13 protein-coding genes and 1 pseudogene are annotated in these 16256 nt (G+C 71.5%); 3 read left to right on the top strand and 11 right to left on the bottom strand.

Annotation, left to right across the window (positions count from 1 at the left end; genetic code table 11):
- Window positions 1-88 precede the first annotated feature (88 nt).
- From glmM to rplM, 3 genes are all read right to left on the bottom strand, one after another.
- On the bottom strand, window positions 89-1423 hold the full coding sequence (gene glmM, locus ACRDTB_RS23195; protein ID WP_431433484.1) for a phosphoglucosamine mutase: 1335 nt from the start codon (window positions 1421-1423) through the stop codon (window positions 89-91).
- A gap of 110 nt (window positions 1424-1533) precedes the next feature.
- Complete coding sequence (gene rpsI, locus ACRDTB_RS23190; RefSeq protein WP_431433482.1) at window positions 1534-1983, bottom strand: 30S ribosomal protein S9; 450 nt, start codon at window positions 1981-1983, stop codon at window positions 1534-1536.
- Window positions 1984-2013: 30 nt separating this feature from the next.
- Window positions 2014-2457: a 50S ribosomal protein L13 gene (rplM, locus tag ACRDTB_RS23185; protein WP_431433480.1), complete on the bottom strand. Its 444-nt coding sequence runs from the start codon at window positions 2455-2457 to the stop codon at window positions 2014-2016.
- A gap of 200 nt (window positions 2458-2657) precedes the next feature.
- Here rplM and ACRDTB_RS23180 point away from each other — a divergent pair, with 200 nt between their 5' ends.
- The gene (locus ACRDTB_RS23180; protein ID WP_431433478.1) at window positions 2658-3545 is read left to right on the top strand and encodes a hypothetical protein; all 888 of its coding nucleotides are present in this window, start codon (window positions 2658-2660) and stop codon (window positions 3543-3545) included.
- A gap of 175 nt (window positions 3546-3720) precedes the next feature.
- Here ACRDTB_RS23180 and ACRDTB_RS23175 read toward each other — a convergent pair whose 3' ends face one another.
- The 5 genes from ACRDTB_RS23175 to eccCa form a co-directional block, all read right to left on the bottom strand.
- A complete protein-coding gene (locus tag ACRDTB_RS23175; protein WP_431433476.1) occupies window positions 3721-4011 on the bottom strand; it encodes a WXG100 family type VII secretion target in 291 nt (96 codons plus the stop codon).
- A gap of 70 nt (window positions 4012-4081) precedes the next feature.
- A complete protein-coding gene (locus tag ACRDTB_RS23170) occupies window positions 4082-4396 on the bottom strand; it encodes a WXG100 family type VII secretion target (RefSeq protein ID WP_431433475.1) in 315 nt (104 codons plus the stop codon).
- A 239-nt stretch (window positions 4397-4635) separates the two neighbouring features.
- Window positions 4636-5226, bottom strand: coding sequence for a hypothetical protein (locus tag ACRDTB_RS23165; protein WP_431433474.1), 591 nt, complete (start codon window positions 5224-5226; stop codon window positions 4636-4638).
- 44 nt (window positions 5227-5270) lie between these two features.
- Window positions 5271-7340 (bottom strand): type VII secretion-associated protein, encoded by a 2070-nt coding sequence (locus tag ACRDTB_RS23160; RefSeq protein ID WP_431433505.1) that lies wholly within the window; start codon window positions 7338-7340, stop codon window positions 5271-5273.
- Window positions 7341-7671: 331 nt separating this feature from the next.
- Window positions 7672-11676 carry a type VII secretion protein EccCa gene (gene eccCa, locus ACRDTB_RS23155; RefSeq protein ID WP_431433472.1) on the bottom strand — a complete coding sequence of 1335 codons (4005 nt, stop codon included), beginning with the start codon at window positions 11674-11676 and terminating at the stop codon, window positions 7672-7674.
- 145 nt (window positions 11677-11821) lie between these two features.
- Between eccCa and eccD the strand changes: the two genes are divergently transcribed.
- Both eccD and mycP read left to right on the top strand, forming a co-directional pair.
- A complete protein-coding gene (eccD, locus tag ACRDTB_RS23150; protein ID WP_431433470.1) occupies window positions 11822-13225 on the top strand; it encodes a type VII secretion integral membrane protein EccD in 1404 nt (467 codons plus the stop codon).
- 94 nt (window positions 13226-13319) lie between these two features.
- On the top strand, window positions 13320-14762 hold the full coding sequence (mycP, locus tag ACRDTB_RS23145; protein ID WP_431433468.1) for a type VII secretion-associated serine protease mycosin: 1443 nt from the start codon (window positions 13320-13322) through the stop codon (window positions 14760-14762).
- A 19-nt stretch (window positions 14763-14781) separates the two neighbouring features.
- Here mycP and ACRDTB_RS23140 read toward each other — a convergent pair whose 3' ends face one another.
- The 3 genes and pseudogenes from ACRDTB_RS23140 to ACRDTB_RS23130 form a co-directional block, all read right to left on the bottom strand.
- A complete protein-coding gene (locus ACRDTB_RS23140; protein ID WP_431433466.1) occupies window positions 14782-15600 on the bottom strand; it encodes an ESX secretion-associated protein EspG in 819 nt (272 codons plus the stop codon).
- Between the two features lie 13 nt (window positions 15601-15613).
- Window positions 15614-15961: a hypothetical protein gene (locus ACRDTB_RS23135; protein ID WP_431433464.1), complete on the bottom strand. Its 348-nt coding sequence runs from the start codon at window positions 15959-15961 to the stop codon at window positions 15614-15616.
- A 13-nt stretch (window positions 15962-15974) separates the two neighbouring features.
- Window positions 15975-16256 (bottom strand): annotated as a pseudogene (locus ACRDTB_RS23130) (hypothetical protein); the annotation flags it as partial.

Here is a 16256-nt window from a genome sequence, read left to right as displayed (position 1 = left end):
GCACACTGTTAGCAACATGCGGCTCGGGCGTTCCGGGCAGCGGCGAACCGGTGGATTCCGCTCTCCAAAGGTGGACCGTTTACCCTGGTCAGCCCACGGAGGAGACTACGCCTACCAGGCGCTGCGCGGCGGCCTCGGCCAGCTCGTGCGAGGGTGCCTCCACCATGACGCGGACCAGCTGCTCGGTGCCCGACGGGCGGAGCAGCACGCGACCGGAGTCGCCCAGCTCGGTCTCCACCGCGGCCACCGCCGAGGCCACCGAGTCGGACTTGGCCACGGCCGCCTTGTCGGCCACCTTCACGTTCACCAGCACCTGCGGGAGTCGGGTCATCACGCCGGCGAGGTCGGCGAGCGGGCTGGCGGTGGCCGCCACGCGCGACATCAGGCGCATCGCGGTCAGCAGCCCGTCGCCGGTGGTGGCGTGCGCCGGGAGCACAACGTGGCCGGACTGCTCGCCACCCAGCGAGAGCCCGGCCGTGCGCAGTTCCTCCAGCACGTAGCGGTCGCCGACGGCCGTGGTGCGCAGCCGGACGTCGTGCTCGCGCATCGCCAGGTGCAGACCCAGGTTGCTCATGACGGTCGCCACCAACGTGTCCTCGGCGAGCTCGCCGGACTCCTTCATCGCCAGGGCGAGCACGGCCATGATCTGGTCGCCGTCGACGACCTCGCCCGCCGCGTCCACCGCGAGGCAGCGGTCGGCGTCGCCGTCGTGGGCGATGCCGAGGTCCGCCCGCTCCGCGAGCACGGCCTCGCGCAGGCGGTCGAGGTGCGTCGACCCGCAGCCGTCGTTGATGTTCTCGCCGTCGGGCAGCGCGTGGATCGCGATCACCTCGGCGCCGGCCTCGCGGTAGGCCTGCGGGGCGGCGGCCCAGGCGGCGCCGTTCGCGCAGTCGACCACCACGCGCAGCCCGTCGAGCCGGTTCGGGACCGCCTTCAACAGGTGCACGAGGTAGCGGTCGAGGGCGTCGCTGATGTCGTAGACGCGGCCAACGCCGGCACCGGTGGGTCGGCCGAACGTCGCGCCGACGGCGGCCTCGATCTCGTCCTCGATGGTGTCCGGCAGCTTCTGCCCGCCGGCCGCGAACAGCTTGACCCCGTTGTCGGGCATGGGGTTGTGCGAGGCGGAGATCATCACGCCGAGGTCGGCGTTGAGCTCGCCGACCATGTGGGCGATGGCCGGCGTCGGCAGCACGCCGACCTGCATGACGTCCGCCCCCGCGGAGGTCAGCCCGGCCGCGACGGCCGCCTGCAGCATCTCCCCGCTCGCCCGCGGATCCCGGCCGACGACCGCGACCGGACGGTGCGAGCTGTCGTGTTCGGCCAACACCCTCGCCGCCGCCGCCGCGACCGACATGGCCAGCTCGGGGCTCAGGTCGCCATTGGCGAGTCCACGAACCCCGTCGGTTCCGAACAGGCGCGCCATCGTGGGAACAACCTCCAAGGACGGGCGAGAAACGTGAACGCCACGCCCGGTGCATCGTCCGCACCGGGCGTGGCGTTCATCGCATGACGGAAAGCGTGACTCGAAACCGGTCAGCGCTTGCTGTACTGAGGCGCCTTCCGGGCCTTCTTCAGGCCGTACTTCTTGCGCTCCTTGACCCGCGGGTCACGGGTGAGGAAGCCGGCCTTCTTCAGCGTCGGCCGGTCCTCGCTGTCGATCTCGATCAGCGCGCGGGCGATCGCGAGACGCAGTGCGCCGGCCTGGCCGGTGATGCCGCCGCCCTTGAGGTTCGCGCGGATGTCGAAGGCCTCGGGCTTGTCGAGGATCACCAGTGGCTCGCGGATGAGCTGCTGGTGCACCTTGTTCGGGAAGTACTCCTCGAGCGACTTGCCGTTCAGCACGAACTTGCCGGTGCCGGCGACCAGCCGCACGCGAACGACGGCCTCCTTGCGCCGGCCGACGGTCTGGGCAGTCTCCCCGGTCACGCGCGGCGTGGCGGGCTTGGCCGCCGGCTCGGCGGCGCTGGTCTCAGGGGTAGTCAATGGTCCTCGCTTCGTCCTGTGCGGGTCGCCTTACCGGCTGACCTTGGCGATCTCGAACGGCTTGGGCTGCTGGGCGGCGTGCGGGTGGTCCGGTCCGGCGTAGACCTTCAGCTTCTTGCCCTGGGCGCGGCCGAGCTTGTTCTTCGGCAGCATGCCCTTGACCACCTTCTCCAGCAGCCGCTCCGGCCGGGTCTCCAGCAGTTCGCCGAAGGACTGCTTGCGCAGGCCGCCGGGGTACCCGCTGTGCCGGTAGGCGAACGCCTGGTCGCGCTTGTTCCCGGTGAGCACGACCTTGTCCGCGTTGACGATGACGACGAAGTCGCCGGTGTCGACGTGCGGCGCGAAAGTGGGCTTGTGCTTACCGCGCAGCAGCGTGGCGACATGCGAGGCAAGCCGGCCGAGCACCACGTCCTCGGCGTCGATGACATGCCAGGTGCGAACCACCTCACCGGGCTTCGGGCTGTACGTGCGCACGGATCTACCTCGTCGTCATTTGCGTCTGGGTGCCTGCGCGGGCCTGCGCGGGCACGTGCCCACGCCGCGCAACAACTCCTAGAAGATACCCGTCGCCGTCGAACAGGGTCAAAGCGGCCCCCGTTCCCGGGTCTCGGCCCGCCCCGGTCGCGAGGCGCTACGGTGCAACCGGCAGCGGGCAAGGTGGCCGGAGGGGTGTCATGGCTCTCGGAGGACCAGGGCGGGTCGCGGCGCTGGCCGCCGCCGTGCTCCTCGTGGCGACCGGCTGCGCGCGACCCACGGCCGGCTCGGCCACCGCCGACGAGGTGGCGGCCGACAAGATCACGGTCGAGGCCGGGATCCGGGCGTTCCAGCACCACTTCGAGAACCTCGGCGACGAGCACGCGAAGGTCTACAACTTCCTCAACTACGGCGACATCCGGCTGACCACCGAGCACGAGTCCTACAAGTACGGCGACCCGCCGATGACGGTCCTGGAGCGCCGGCGCGACGAGGAGTCGGACCCGTCGGCGATCCTGCACCCGCAGGACGATCCGCTGGACTACGTGCGGCTCGACGCGCAGCACGCCGACCTCGCGCCGACGCCGTGGGTGTCGGTGCCGACGATCTACCAGGACGGCTTCCAGACCTGCTTCCTGCTCACGGCCTGGCTCGCGTGCCACCTGGACAACGCGATCGCGCAGACCAAGCTGGACGCGCCGGACCGGCAGCCGGCCCAGGCCCAGCGAACCGAGGACGGCGTCGAGGTGACCACCGGCGCGCTGCTGGGGCTGATGATCGACGAGGGGTTCATCGGGATCCCGCCCGACCAGGAGGCGAAGATCTCGGCGCGGATGCGCGACCAGGTCGTGCCGGTGGTGATCAAGCTGGACGCCGACATGCGGTTCACCGGCTTCGAGATCCGCGGCAAGGTCGCCGACGGCGAGTCGGAGCCGCTCGAGCTGCAGATCGGCTACGAGGTGCTCGGCGTGGCGGAGGAGGACGACTTCCCCGCGAAGCCGTCGCCGAGCGAGCTGACCGCCATCACCGGCGAGGCCGCCGCGGACCGGTTCTGGGAGGCGTTCAACTCCCGCGAGCCCGCCGGCTGAGAGGCCGCGAAAGGTTCGACCTGTTCGACTGGTCCGAACCACGAAGCCGCAGGTCCAGACCTTCGTGTAGCACACGCGCCGGGGTGTCTACTGTGGATTGGTCACGTCCGGCACGCACGCACAGCTATGGGGCCCGGGAGTGTTTCCCGGGCCCCACGGCAGATCCTGCGTCAGCTCACCAGCGCGCGGCGTTCGCCCGCTCGCCGTCGCGGTAGTCCTCGGCCGCACGGCCCACGGCGGTGCCGATGGCCGCGAGCACCTGCTGCAGGTCGGCAGCGGACTGGTCCCACTTGGCCTGGTGCGCGTTGTACATTTCAGCCGCGTTACCGGTCCAGCCGGCGACCAGCGGCGCCAGGTACTGCTTCAAGTCGTCCAGGGCGCTCTGCACCTTGCCGGCCTGGGTGGTGATGTTGCCAGCGGCGGCTTCGAGACCGCCGAATGTAACCTTGATCTCGCCGTTAGGCATTTCGTCATTCCCCTTGTCTCAAGTTTGCTGCTGAGTAGCCGAATCCAGTAGTGAGATTTGGTGTCCGAGGTCAGCCGTCGAGCTGGGCGGAGAGGTTGCCGAAGACGTCGTGCTTCGCCTCTTCCTGCTGCTGGTAGGTGCCACCGGCGGCACCGAGCTGCTCAGCAATCGCCTCGAGCGCGGCGTTGAGGTTCTTCGCGTTGGTGTCGAAGCGGGTCATCATGTTCGTGAACGCGGTGGCCGCGGAACCCGTCCACTGACCCTGGAGAGACATGACCTGGTCCCACACCTGCTTGAGGGTGGCCTCGACGTCCTCCTTCACACCGATCGTCTTCTGCTGGGCGTCGGTGAAGTCCTGAACTGTCCCTGTGTAACCGTCAGGCATTGGGAGCTGCCCCCTTCATCTTTTTCTTTGGGTCGGGTCGTACGCCTCTTGGTTCGTACGCCTCTTGCGACGTAGACCCTGCCACGTCCGGTTCCAGGTTGTCGCCACCTGACCGGAGGTCGTTGCGAGCGTGAACGCCGCCTTCGCGGAGATCGGCGACCGTGGCGAAAGGACAGGCCGGTGCGCAGAACCACGACGCCGCAACGACGTTTGCCGTAGCAACCCCGAAGAAGCCGGTTCTAGCTGGGGTTTTTGTCGTCCGGACGCTCGAAGGCCGGGTCCGGCAACGGATCCGGACGGTAGGATTCGACCGTTGCGTCGATGAGAATTCGCTGTTGCGAAAAGTCCTCGTTCTCTTCCCGCCGGCGGGTGTTCGGTTCGGTCGGTGAATCGATCCGGGGCGATTCATCGGAGGTCTGGTCCACTGGCTGCGCCGGGGCCGGCGGCTCGTCCGGAGCGTCGAGGTCGAAGAGGACCTTGTGCTGGGAGAAGTCCTCGTCCTCCCGCTGCGGTTGCGCCGCGGGTGGGGTGGGCGGCCGTCCGGTCAGCTCGTCGGCACCGGGCAGCTCCTCCACGATCAGCCCATTGGCCCGGCGGAACGTCGACGCCTCGGCCAGCGCCTCCGGGCTGGTCGGCGTCACCTGACCGCGGCGCGCGCCGCGCAGCCGCCGCGTCCTGGCCTGGTTGGCGAGGTCGTCGCTGCCGCGGCGGAACTCGGCCGCCTGCGCCTTCGCCTCGTCGGCGGCCCGGCGAGCTCGGGTGAGCGCGGCCTCGACCTCCGCCTTGAATCGCGCCGCCGCAGCACGGAAACCGCCGTCCTGGCCCGTCATGTCGGCACCTCCGGGGCGAGCCTAGTGCACCGAGCCCTGGCTGCTCAGCCCGCGACGGTCAGGGTTCGTACAACGGTCTCGCAGGCCGCGGCGACCGCGTCCTGCCCGCCGCCGCCGTCCGCGGACTGGCAGCCGACGCTGACCTGGGTGCGGCCCTCGAACACGACGTACCAGTTCACGGAGGCGTCGCTGAGCCGCTCCCGGTACCGGATGACGTCCCGCCCGACGAACGAGGCCTGGTCGTCGAAGTCCACGAACGTGTCGCCGGCCTGCTCGTACTCGATGCGCAGCCGGTCCACCGCGCGCGAGCGGTCGGCCGTGCTGTCGAAGGACAGCCGCTTCTCCTCGACCAGCACCCGGTCGGCGCCGTCCTCGCGGCCGGCCGGCTTGAGCTCGGTGCGCAGCCGGTCCGGGTCGCCACCGGTCTGCAGCCAGCCGTCGGGAAGCGCGAACTGGTACTCGTACTGGGCGATCACGCGGGTCGGCGAGGGCTGCGGTGTCGGCTGGGCTCGCGGCTCCGGATCGCCGCCCGCGAGGGCGACGGCCAGCACGACGACGGCCGCGACGACCAGCAGGGCGCCGCCGGTCAGGAGGAGGACCGTGCGGTTCTGGCCGCCCGCCGGCTGCCCGAGCCGGCCGGCTCGGGCCGGCTGGCCGGGCTGGCCCGGTGGCCCGGCTTGGCCCGGTGGTCCGGCTTGGCTCGGCTGGCCGGTTTGGCCTGGTGGCCCGGGTGGCCCGCTCGGCTGTCCCGGTCCCGGCGGTGCGGTTTGCGCCGGCACGCCACCGGCCGGGGTCGACGGTCGGGTGGGCGTGAGGTGGCGTGGCGCGTGCCTGGTCGGCTCGTCGTCGGTCACCGCCCGCAGCGCGCCGCGTGCCACGACGGTCTCCGGCTGGTCGAGCGAGGTCGGCACCACGCCCGTGCGCTGGTGTACGAGCCGGGAGACCAGCGGGATCCGGCTCGACCCGCCGACGAGGAAGATGCCGGCCAGATCGGCGGGCTTGAGGCCGGCCTCGCGGATGGCGGTCACGGTGAGCTCGGCGGCCCGGTCGAGCTGCTTGGTGACGAGCTGCTCGAGGTCGAGGCGCGTGACGTGGGCGTCCGGGAACGGGGGTGGCATGGGAATGTCGGTGTAGGTGTGCCGCGAGAGGGTCTCCTTGGCGCCACGGACGTCGTGGTGGATGACGCGGCGGCGCCGGCGGTCGGGGAGCTGACGACCCTCGATCAGGTCGCGCCAGGCCTCCTCGTCGGTGCCGGCCACGACCGAGCCGACGTGGTCGAGGAGGAGCTGGTCGACGTCGGCGCCCCCGAAGGTCGGGTCGCCGCGGGTGGCGAGGACCTGGAAGGGCGTGCGCCCGGGCACGGCGCGAACGACGCTGACGTCGATGGTCCCGCCGCCGAGGTCGAGAACGGCGAGGGTGCGGCCGGAGGTCCACGGGCTCGCTCCGGCCGTCCGGTGCGCCGCGAGCCCGGCCGCGCCGGTCACCACGCCACGCGCCGGACCGGCCGCCGGGCCACTCGCTGGGCCACTCGCCTGGCCGCCGGTCGGGCCGGGCACTCGTCGGTTCGCCGGGTGGATCCCTGGGAGGCCGGTCGCCGGGTCGATCGTCTGCGGGTTCGCCGTGGCGGGGTCCGTCGCCGGGAAGCTCGAGGCGTGGAAGACGGCGGCCGCGACCGGCTCGGGGACGAGCACGATGTGCTTGCCGAGGCCGTTGGCCGCCTGGCGGAGCACGCGGGTGCGGACGCCGCCCCAGTCAGCCGGGTGGGTGAGCACGAGCTGGTCGACCGCCGCGCCGCCGGCCACGCGGCGAGCCTCACCGACGGCCCGGGCGAGCACGGAGCGGATGACTTCCCGGACGCGGACGACGGTGGCGCCGAGGAGCAGCTCGGTCTCGTCGATGCGCCGCTTCGGGTGCGGCTCGTAGCGGGACGGGTCGACGGCGGCCTGCCGATCGGCCTCCTGCCCGACGAAGAGCGTGCCGTCCGGCGCCGCGTAGACCGCCGAGGATATGAGCGGACTCCCATCGACGGCGACGACCTGCGGCTCCCGCCCACGCACGGAGATCGCGATGCAGGTGCTGGAAGTGCCGAAGTCGACAGCGACCCGCAGCGTCATCCCCACCCCCTGGCTCATCGACCTCGACCCAATTCGCCGGATGCCCACCACCCTGCCACCACCCGCGGCCGACCGGAAACGCAGCTCGCCTCCCACGACGGCCGGTCGGGAGCTGAGATCGGTCCGCGACGGCGACCGCACGGCCGCGGGGACGGCCGCGGTCGGCGCGCGCGGTCACGGCGACTCCAGGACCGAGACGCCACCGGTCGGCTCGACGAGTTCGACACCGCCCGGCCGCGTCCAGGCTCGGCCACCTCGCGACCACGAGCCGGCAGGCGGCTGGGGACCTCCCCGGTGTCCCGAAGCAGCGGAGGTGGCCCTTTCTCGTGGGTCAGATCTCGGGTGAGATCCAGGCGATCTGCATCAGCTGCTGGCCCAGCTTTCGGGTCACGATGGTGCCTCGGCCAGGGGGGAGGGCCCTGGGGCGGACGGTGCCGATCAGCTGGCCCTCGTCCTTGCTGCCGGAGCCCTGGAGCCCGGGGCTGGCGATCTCCTTCAGTTTGCCGATCACCGGGTCGTACATCGAGCGGGAGGCGCCACCCGTGCGGCGCGTGGTGATGATGTGCAGGCCGACGTCCTTGGCCTGCGGGATGAACTCGCCCAGCGGCTGCAAGGGGTTGTTGCCCTGCGGGCACACCAGGTCGTAGTCGTCGACGATGACGAACAGGTCGGGGCCCTTCCACCACGAACGGTTGCGCAGCTGCTCCTGGGTGACGTCCGGCCCGGGCAGGCGCTTCTGCATCGAGCCGGTGATCTCCTTGATCATGCCCGTCAGCTGGTTGCTGGACACCGCATAGCCGAGCAGGTGGTCCGTCTTCACGAAGCCGAGCATCGTGCGGCGGTAGTCCACCAGCAGGATCAGCGCCTCCTTCTTCGTGTACCGGTCGACGATGCCCTGGACGATCGTGCGCAGCAGGTTCGTCTTGCCGGACTCGCCGTCCATCAGCGCGAAGAAGTGCGGGTCGGCGTCGAAGTCCAGATACACCGGAGCCAGCGCGTCCTCGTTGACGCCGATCGGGATGGCCCGCCCCGGACGCTGACCGTCCAGCGCCAGCAGCTCCTCGTACGGCAGCGTGTCGGGAAGCAGCCGGACCTTCGGCGCGTGCCGGCCCCGCCAGGCCGAGCTGATCTTGCCGATCGAGTCCTGCACACCGGCCGCCACGTCCTGGTCGTTGCTCGAGCCGTCGACGCGCGGCAGGCCCACGAGGAAGTGCAGCTTGTCGCGGGACAGGCCGCGGCCGGGCTGGCCCGCCGGGACGTTCACGGCGACCCGGCGGTCCACTTCGGACTCGCTCGGGTCACCGAGGCGTAGCTCGAACCGCGTGCCCAGCAGGTCCTTGAGCGCCGGGCGAATCTCCGCCCACCGGTTCGCCGACACCACGAGGTGCACGCCGTAGGACAGGCCCTGTGACGCGAGGTTCAGCACCTGCGGCTCGACCATCTCGAACTCCTGCCGGAAGTTCAGCCAGCCGTCGATGATCAGGAAGACGTCGCCGAACTTGTCCTCGGTGAGCTCGCCGCGCCGCTTGCGGTTGCGGAAGTCGGTCATCGAGTCGATGCCCTTGTCCCGGAACAGCACCTCGCGCTCCGACATCACCGCACCGACCTCGGCCACCATCCGGCGCACCTTGTCCGGGTCGAGCCGGCCGGCCACGCCGCCGACGTGCGGCAGCGCCTGGAGTGTGCCGAGCGTGCCGCCGCCGAGGTCGACGCAGTAGAACTGTGTCTCCTCGGCCGTGTGCGTGAGCGCCATCGACATGACGAGCGTGCGCAGCATCATCGACTTGCCGGACTGCGGACCGCCCGCGATCGCGGCGTGCCCGGCGGCGCCGGAGAAGTCGGCCCACAACAGGTCACGGCGCTGCTCGAACGGCTTGTCGATCAGCCCGAGCGGTGGCTGCAGCCGGCCGTTGCCGAAGAACCCGACCGGCGACAGCCCGCGGTCCTCGGTCGGCTGCAGCGGCGGCAGCAGGGTGTCCAGCGAGTTCGGCGTGTCCAGGGGCGGCAGCCACACCTCGTGCGCCGGCGGGCCCTGGCCGACGAGCCGGCCGACGACGACGTCCAGCTCGCTCGGCTCGGTCGGCGCGCTGCTCTCCGGCCGGCGCGGCTCCTCCTTGGGCGCATCGACCGGCTGCTCCGGCTCCTTGGGAACCTCCACATAGTCCGGCACGAACAGCTTCGCGCGCCGGTCGCCGCTGATTGGGGCGGCCGGGCCGACCGTCTGGATGCCGGCCGGCCGGTACGGGCCGGACACGTAGGAGGCCTTGAACCGCACCATCGTCGACGTGTCGAACTTGAGGTAGCCCGAGCCCGGCACCGACGGCAGCTCGAACGCGTCCGGCACGCCGATGGCCGCGCGGGACTCCGCCGCGGAGAAGGTCTTCAGACCGATCCGGTAGGACAGGTGCGAGTCGAGACCGCGCAGCTTGCCCTCCTCCAGGCGCTGCGACGCGAGCAGCATGTGCATCTGGAGGGACCGGCCCAGCCGGCCGATCGCGACGAACAGGTCGATGAAGTCCGGCTTCGCGGAGAGCAGCTCGGAGAACTCGTCGACGACGATGAACAGCGCGGGCAGCGGGTCGAGGTCGGCGCCGTTCTCCCGCGCCTTCTCGTACTCCCACACGTTCTTGAAGTTGCCGCCGTTCTTGAGCGCCTCCTGCCGACGGTTCATCTCACCGGCGAGCGCGTCCTTCATGCGGTCGACCAGGGTCAGCTGGTCGGCCAGGTTGGTGATGACCGCGGCGACGTGTGGCGAGGAGTCCAGCCCGAGGAACGTCGCGCCGCCCTTGAAGTCGACGAGTACGAAGTTGAGCGTCGCGGACGAGTGCGTGGCCAGCATGCCGAGCACCAGCGTGCGCAGGAACTCCGACTTGCCGGAACCGGTGGCGCCGATGCACAGGCCGTGCGGGCCCATGCCCTCCATCGCGGCTTCCTTGATGTCCAGCTCGACCGCCTGGCCGAACTCGCCGACGCCGAACGGCACCCGGTAGCGGTCCCGGATCGGCCGCGGCCGCCACGCCTGCTGCACGTCGAAGCTCATCGGGTCGCCCGGGATGCCGAGCAGCTCCAGCAGCGTCGGGTTGGACAGCAACGGCTCCTCGCCGCCGTCGTCGGCCGCCGCCGCGCCCAGCCGGTACGGGGACAGCTTGCGCGCCAGCGCCTCCGCCTCGGCCACGGTCAGCGAGTCGGGCCTGGCGAACCACTCCACACCACTCGCACTGCGCGCACCGAGCCGGTCCGGCTCGACCACGAGCCGCAGGCCGCGGCGGGCGGTGAGGTTGCCGAGGCTCTCGGACAGGTCCATCAGCGTGACGCCGACGAGCCCCTCCTCCAGGAGGATCTGCTCCTCACGGGTGATCTCACCGTCGTCGAGGACGATCAGCACCTGCGGCTGGTCCGGCTGCGGCGGGGCGTTGCGGGTGAACCGCTGGCGGTCGCGCAGCTCCTCGTCGAGCCAGTTCTCGACCTGGGCCAGCGAGCCGGCCATCATCCGCAGCTGGCCGATGCCGTCGACCATCGTGGGGTGCTGCACGTGCGGCAGCCACTTCGCCCACTCCCACTCCTCCTTGGCCCGGCCGGAGGTGACGACGGCGATGAGCACGTCGTCGGGCGTGTGGAACGTGACCAGCTGCGCGATCAGGGCGCGTGCGAGCCCCCGGATCAGCTCCTTCTCCCCGGACAGGCCGACCGCGGCGAACCCGCGGATGGCGATCTGGATGGGCAGCTCGGGGACGATCGAGTGGGCCCGGACGAACCGGCGCAGCGCCAGCGTGGCGATCGGCTCGAGCTCGTCGACCGGGCCGGTCTGCGGCGGCACCAGCCGGGTGGCCAGGCGCTGGCTGCCGCGCCCGGCACGCAGGTGGCAGAAGTCGGGGTCGGACTGACGGCGCTCCCACATGCGGCGGCTGGTGGCCATGGACCACAGCGCCTGCGGGTCGGGGTGCACCCACTCCAGCGCGGCCCGCTGGTCCAGGGACGCCTCGCGGGCACGGTCGCGCATCTGGCCGAGGTAACGCAGGTAGTCCTTGCGGTCCTCGTTCATCTCGGCCTTCTTCGGGCCGCCGCCACGGCCCTGGCCGATCATGCCGACCATCGAGAACATCATCATCAGCGGGAACAGCAGGGTGAGCGGGCTGCGCCCGACCGCGCCGCCGACGGTGAACAGCAGCGCCACCATGCCGAGCATCGCGACGATCATGACCACCGGCATCAGCTTCATCAGGATGTTGCCGGGGATGACGCGGGGCACCTCGGGCGGCGGCTCCAGGTGAACCTCTCCGCCGGGCTGGCGCGGCGCGGCCAGCCGGGGCGAGCGCTTGAACTGAACGGTACTCACCGGAGTACGCCCCCGTACGTTCTCTCGAACCTCTCGGACCACTTCCATTTCCGGAACCGGCGGACACGCCGAAACCGGTACGGCCATACTAGGGGCCGCCACCGACAGTCCGGGGTGGTTATCGAAGACAGGTCGGGAGGGGCGCGTGGCAACCGGGACGACGGTGTTCAGCCGGGTGACGGTGGTGGCACCGAGAACACGGATCGACGTCGCGCTCCCGGCCGGGGTCGCCGTGGCCGATCTGCTGCCGATGCTGCTCGAGATGGCCAAGGAGACGACCCCGGACGGGGGCGCGCGGCACGGCGGCTGGTGCCTGGCCAAGCTGGGTGACGCACCGCTGGACCCGAGCCGCACGCTCGCCTCACTCGGCGTGGTGGACGGCGAGCTCCTGCAGCTGCGCCGCCGCACGGAGAACCCGCCCCCGCCGCTGTACGACGACGTGGTCGACGCGATCGCCGAGTCCTCGCCGGACAGCTACCGGCCGTGGACCAAGCAGACCGCGAACCGGATCGGCTACCTCGCCGGCGGGCTGGCGCTCATCGCCGCCGCCGTCACGGTGCTGATGACCGGCCCGCTGTTCGGCGGCTCCGGCGTCGGCGCCGCGGTCGCCGCCGGGTCCTCGGCCGTCGCCGCGGTCGCGCTCGGCGCGGTGATCGCGCGCGGCTGGCAGCGGGAGACCACGGGCGTGCTGATCGCCGCGGCGGGCGGGCTGCCGATGGCGTTCGTGAGTGGCCTGTGCATCGTGCCCGGAGCGACCGGGCGGGCGAGCCTGCTGCTCGCGAGCGCGCTGGTGCTGATCGTCGCCTCGGCCTCGATCATGCTGATCGGCGCCGGCATCACGACGTTCGTCGCCGCCGGCACCGCGGCCGCCATCGGCGTGGTGGCGTTCGCCATCGCCACGCTGATCGCGCATCCGGCCGAGGGCATCGCCGCCGGCACCGCCACGGTCGCGCTCGCCGGGCTCTCGGTGCTGCCCAGGCTGACCATCCAGTTCGCCCGCCTGCCACTGCCGAACGTGCCGGGCAGCGCGGAGGACCTCAAGGAGGACACCGGCTTCCCGGACTACCGGTCGATCGAGCGCCGGGCGGGCCTCGCGCACGAGTACATGACCGGCCTGATCATCGGCTGCGGTGTCGCGGGCGCCATCTCCACGATCATCACCGCCGGCAAGGGCGACTTCTGGGCGATCAGCCTGGCCATCGCCGCCACGCTGGTGCTGCTGCTGCGGGCGCGCACCTACGCCAACGGCAGCCAGGCGATCGCGCTGCTGGCCACCGGCATGCTGTCGGCCACCGGCATCATGGTCGGCTGGCTGTTCGTCTCGAGCACGACCGACCGGCTGCTGTGGGTGTTCGGCTCGCTGGTCCTGATCGGGGCGGCCGCGCTCGTGTTCGGCGTGATCTTCCCCGAGCAGCGCTTCTCCCCGCCGCTGCGCCGTACCGTGGAGATCATCGAGGCCATCTGCATCGCGGTGCTGCTCCCGCTGGCGCTGGCCGTGATGAACCTCTACAGCGTCATCCGGCACGCCGACATCCTGCCCGACAGGTGACCGTGCCGGCGTGCCCGACCCGTCGCACCACGTCCGCCGCCGCCGGCCGCGGACTGGATCCGTCTCGCTCGACGCCCGGGAAGGATCGCCAGCCATGGCCGTAACCCGAACCCGGCGGGTCTGCTCGGTGCTCGCCGCGACGCTCGTACTCGCCACCATGCCGGCGGTGGCGGCCGCCCAGCCGGAGTCCCAGCCACCCTCCGAGCAGCCGAACAAGGCCGGCCCGGAACCACCCCCGCTCCCGCCCGACTACCCGGTGCCCATCGACCGGGGCCGGCCGGACAAGAACTACACGCAGCAGACGACGTGCGTGGCCTCGAGCGGGCAGGAGGTGCAGCTGCGGACCAAGCCGTGGGGCCAGGACACGCTGCGCTTCGAGGAGCTCCGCCGGTTCGCCACCGGCAAGAAGCAGACGGTCGCGGTGATCGACACCGGCGTGACCCCACACGAGTACCTCGGCGACCGCCTCGTGGGCGGCGGCGACTATGTGGTGGCGCAGGACCAGGGCCTCGAGGACTGCGACGGACACGGCACCGAGGTGGCCGGCATCATCGCGGCGAACCCGCGCAACGAGGACATCGGCTTCCGCGGGATCGCGCCGGACGCACGGATCCTGAGCATCCGGCAGTCCAGCGCGAACTACAAGTTCGAGGACCGGCAGAACCCGGACAACAGCCTCAACCAGGCCGGCAACCTCGGCACGCTCGCGCAGGCGATCCGCCGCGCCGCGGACAGCGGTGCGACGGTCATCAACATGTCGGTGGACAGCTGCCGACCCGCCACCGAGGGCACGATCACCGAGGCGGAGCGGCAGGTCCAGAGCGCGCTGCGGTACGCCGTCGAGGAACGGGACGTCGTCGCCGTGGCGTCGGCCGGCAACCGCGGCGAGAACAACTGCGCCGAGCAGAACAGCGCGGACCCGGAGAACCCGACCTTCATCGTGACGCCGCCGTGGTTCTCCGACTACGTGCTCTCCGTGGCCGCGATGGACAGCAACGGCGACCCCGCGGAGTTCTCCATCCAGGGCCCGTGGGTGAGCGTGGCGGCGCCCGGCACGCGGATCATCTCGCTGGACCCGACCGGCGACGGACTCGCCAACCAGACGGTCGACGCCCAGGGCCAGCCGTCGCCGATCCAGGGCACCAGCTTCGCCGCGCCGTACGTGGCCGGGCTCGCCGCCCTGGTCCGCGAGCGGTTCCCCGACCTGGACGCCAAGCAGGTGATGGAGCGGATCAAGCAGACCGCGTCGCACCCGGCGGCCACCGGCGGCCGCAACAACCGCGTCGGCTACGGCATGATCAACCCGATCGGCGCGCTGACCACGATGATCCCCGCCGAGAACGGCATCGCCCGCGACGAGGCGGTCGACGTGCCGTTCGAGATGCCGCCGCCGTACGAGCGGAACTGGACTCCGGTGCAGGTGGCGATGATCGGCTCGGGCGGAGGGCTGGGCCTGCTGCTGCTGACCCTGTTCATCGTCCACACGGTACGCCGCAACCGCCGGGAGCCCGACCCGTCACGACCACCGCGGATCTGAACCGCCTGACACCGGCGGTCTAACCTCGGTGGCCGCGGATGCGGCCGGCCAGCGTGCGTAACGCGGCGCGCAGCTCGTCGCGGGGCAAGGGGTTCACGCTCATCCACTCCTCGTCGCCGGCCAGCCGGTAGCGGCCGCGCTCGGTGTCGAGCCAGCGCAGCTCCTCGCCCACGCGCTGCCACTGGTCCTCGCTGTCGTCGCGCCGCGCCACGCCCGCCTGCCCGTTGCCGAGCACCGGCTGCAGGTGCGTCACCATCCGCCGGGTGATCCGGTCGTCGATGCCGCGCGCCGCGAGCAGCTCGTCGATCTCCTGTGCCGTCAGGGATTCCGGCTCGTCCGCCTCGCGGGACATCATCGCGGTGAACGCGTCCTCGATCGCCCGGCGCGGCAGGCTGAACGGTGCGGTCCGCGGCGCGTCGACGCGTGGGACAAGCTTCATCAGGTCGCTGACGGCCTCGTCGAGGCTCACCGGCCTCATCTGGATCACACCGTCCGGATCGGACAGTTCCTGGGCGACCAGCAGCGCCTCGTCCCGGTGCGTCATCAGCACGACGGCCAGGTCGACCTTCTCCGTGGCCAGCACCATGTCGAGCACGCCGGTGCTCGAGCGCAGCAGGAACACGAAGTCCTCGGCGACCCCGAGCGGGCCGTTCTCGTCCGCGAGCTCGCGGTCGGTCATCGACTCGCGCGCGTCCCGGAAGAGCATCCGCTGCTCCAGGCCGGTCCGCCCGGTGGCCGGGATCTCCAGCGGGAACGGCGGTTCCACCTCCGCGAACGTGCACAGCAGGTCGACCTCGACCGGCAGCAGCCGCTCGCCGAGGTTACTCGCCAGCTCCATTCCTAGTGCCGCACTAGACGAACTTGAACTTCGTGGAGTTGTCGCCGTCCACCTGGAGGTACTCGGCCGCGCTCCGCTCCGCGCTGGCGATGAACTCCTCCATGCGGGCCACGGCCGTGGTCAGCTGCCCGTGCAGGCCGCGCTGGCTGCCCATCCGGTCGGTGAACTTGTCCGCGAGCTCCTGCCCGACCGGGCTGGTGCCGAGCATCGGCGCGTAGTCCGGAGTGGACAGTTCGGCGACCTCGCTGGTGATCCGCGCCAGGTCGCTGCGGACCTGCTCGACGGCGGCGGCGAACTCGCGCACCTGCTCGGGCTCGACCCGCCAGTTGCCCGACCCGCCGGCGGATTCGTCTACGTACATCCGGTCTTCCCCTCTACAGCCCGATGACGGGCGGTGCCGCCTTCAAGTTGGTCGCGAACGGATCGTCCTCGATCGGCACGCGCCTGCGGTGCTCGCCGTCGTCCTCGTCCTCGTCGCGGTTGCCGGGCGCACCCATCCCGTAGGCGCCGCCCCGGCCACCGTTCGGCGACCCGCTCGTACCGAACCGTCCGCGGCCGCGGTACTCGCGGTCCCCGCGCCCGGCTCCCGCGCCGTACCCGCCAGCGCCCGCACCGGCGCCACGCCCCGCGGCCGCGCCCGATGCCCGGCCGTACGC

Origin of the sequence: Actinophytocola sp., from assembly GCF_050699935.1 — a bacterium.
Taxonomy (GTDB): Bacteria; Actinomycetota; Actinomycetes; order Mycobacteriales; family Pseudonocardiaceae; genus Actinophytocola.
This window is presented reverse-complemented; position numbering and strand designations above follow the sequence as displayed.

Coding starts and splice junctions, on each gene's coding strand:
- glmM (WP_431433484.1), bottom strand. CDS start 1,423: ATGGCGCGCCTGTTCGGAACCGACGGGGTTCGTGGACTCGCCAATGGC.
- ACRDTB_RS23180 (WP_431433478.1), top strand. CDS start 2,658: ATGGCTCTCGGAGGACCAGGGCGGGTCGCGGCGCTGGCCGCCGCCGTG.
- ACRDTB_RS23175 (WP_431433476.1), bottom strand. CDS start 4,011: ATGCCTAACGGCGAGATCAAGGTTACATTCGGCGGTCTCGAAGCCGCC.
- ACRDTB_RS23170 (WP_431433475.1), bottom strand. CDS start 4,396: ATGCCTGACGGTTACACAGGGACAGTTCAGGACTTCACCGACGCCCAG.
- ACRDTB_RS23165 (WP_431433474.1), bottom strand. CDS start 5,226: ATGACGGGCCAGGACGGCGGTTTCCGTGCTGCGGCGGCGCGATTCAAG.
- ACRDTB_RS23160 (WP_431433505.1), bottom strand. CDS start 7,340: ATGACGCTGCGGGTCGCTGTCGACTTCGGCACTTCCAGCACCTGCATC.
- mycP (WP_431433468.1), top strand. CDS start 13,320: ATGGCCGTAACCCGAACCCGGCGGGTCTGCTCGGTGCTCGCCGCGACG.
- ACRDTB_RS23140 (WP_431433466.1), bottom strand. CDS start 15,600: ATGGAGCTGGCGAGTAACCTCGGCGAGCGGCTGCTGCCGGTCGAGGTC.
- ACRDTB_RS23135 (WP_431433464.1), bottom strand. CDS start 15,961: ATGTACGTAGACGAATCCGCCGGCGGGTCGGGCAACTGGCGGGTCGAG.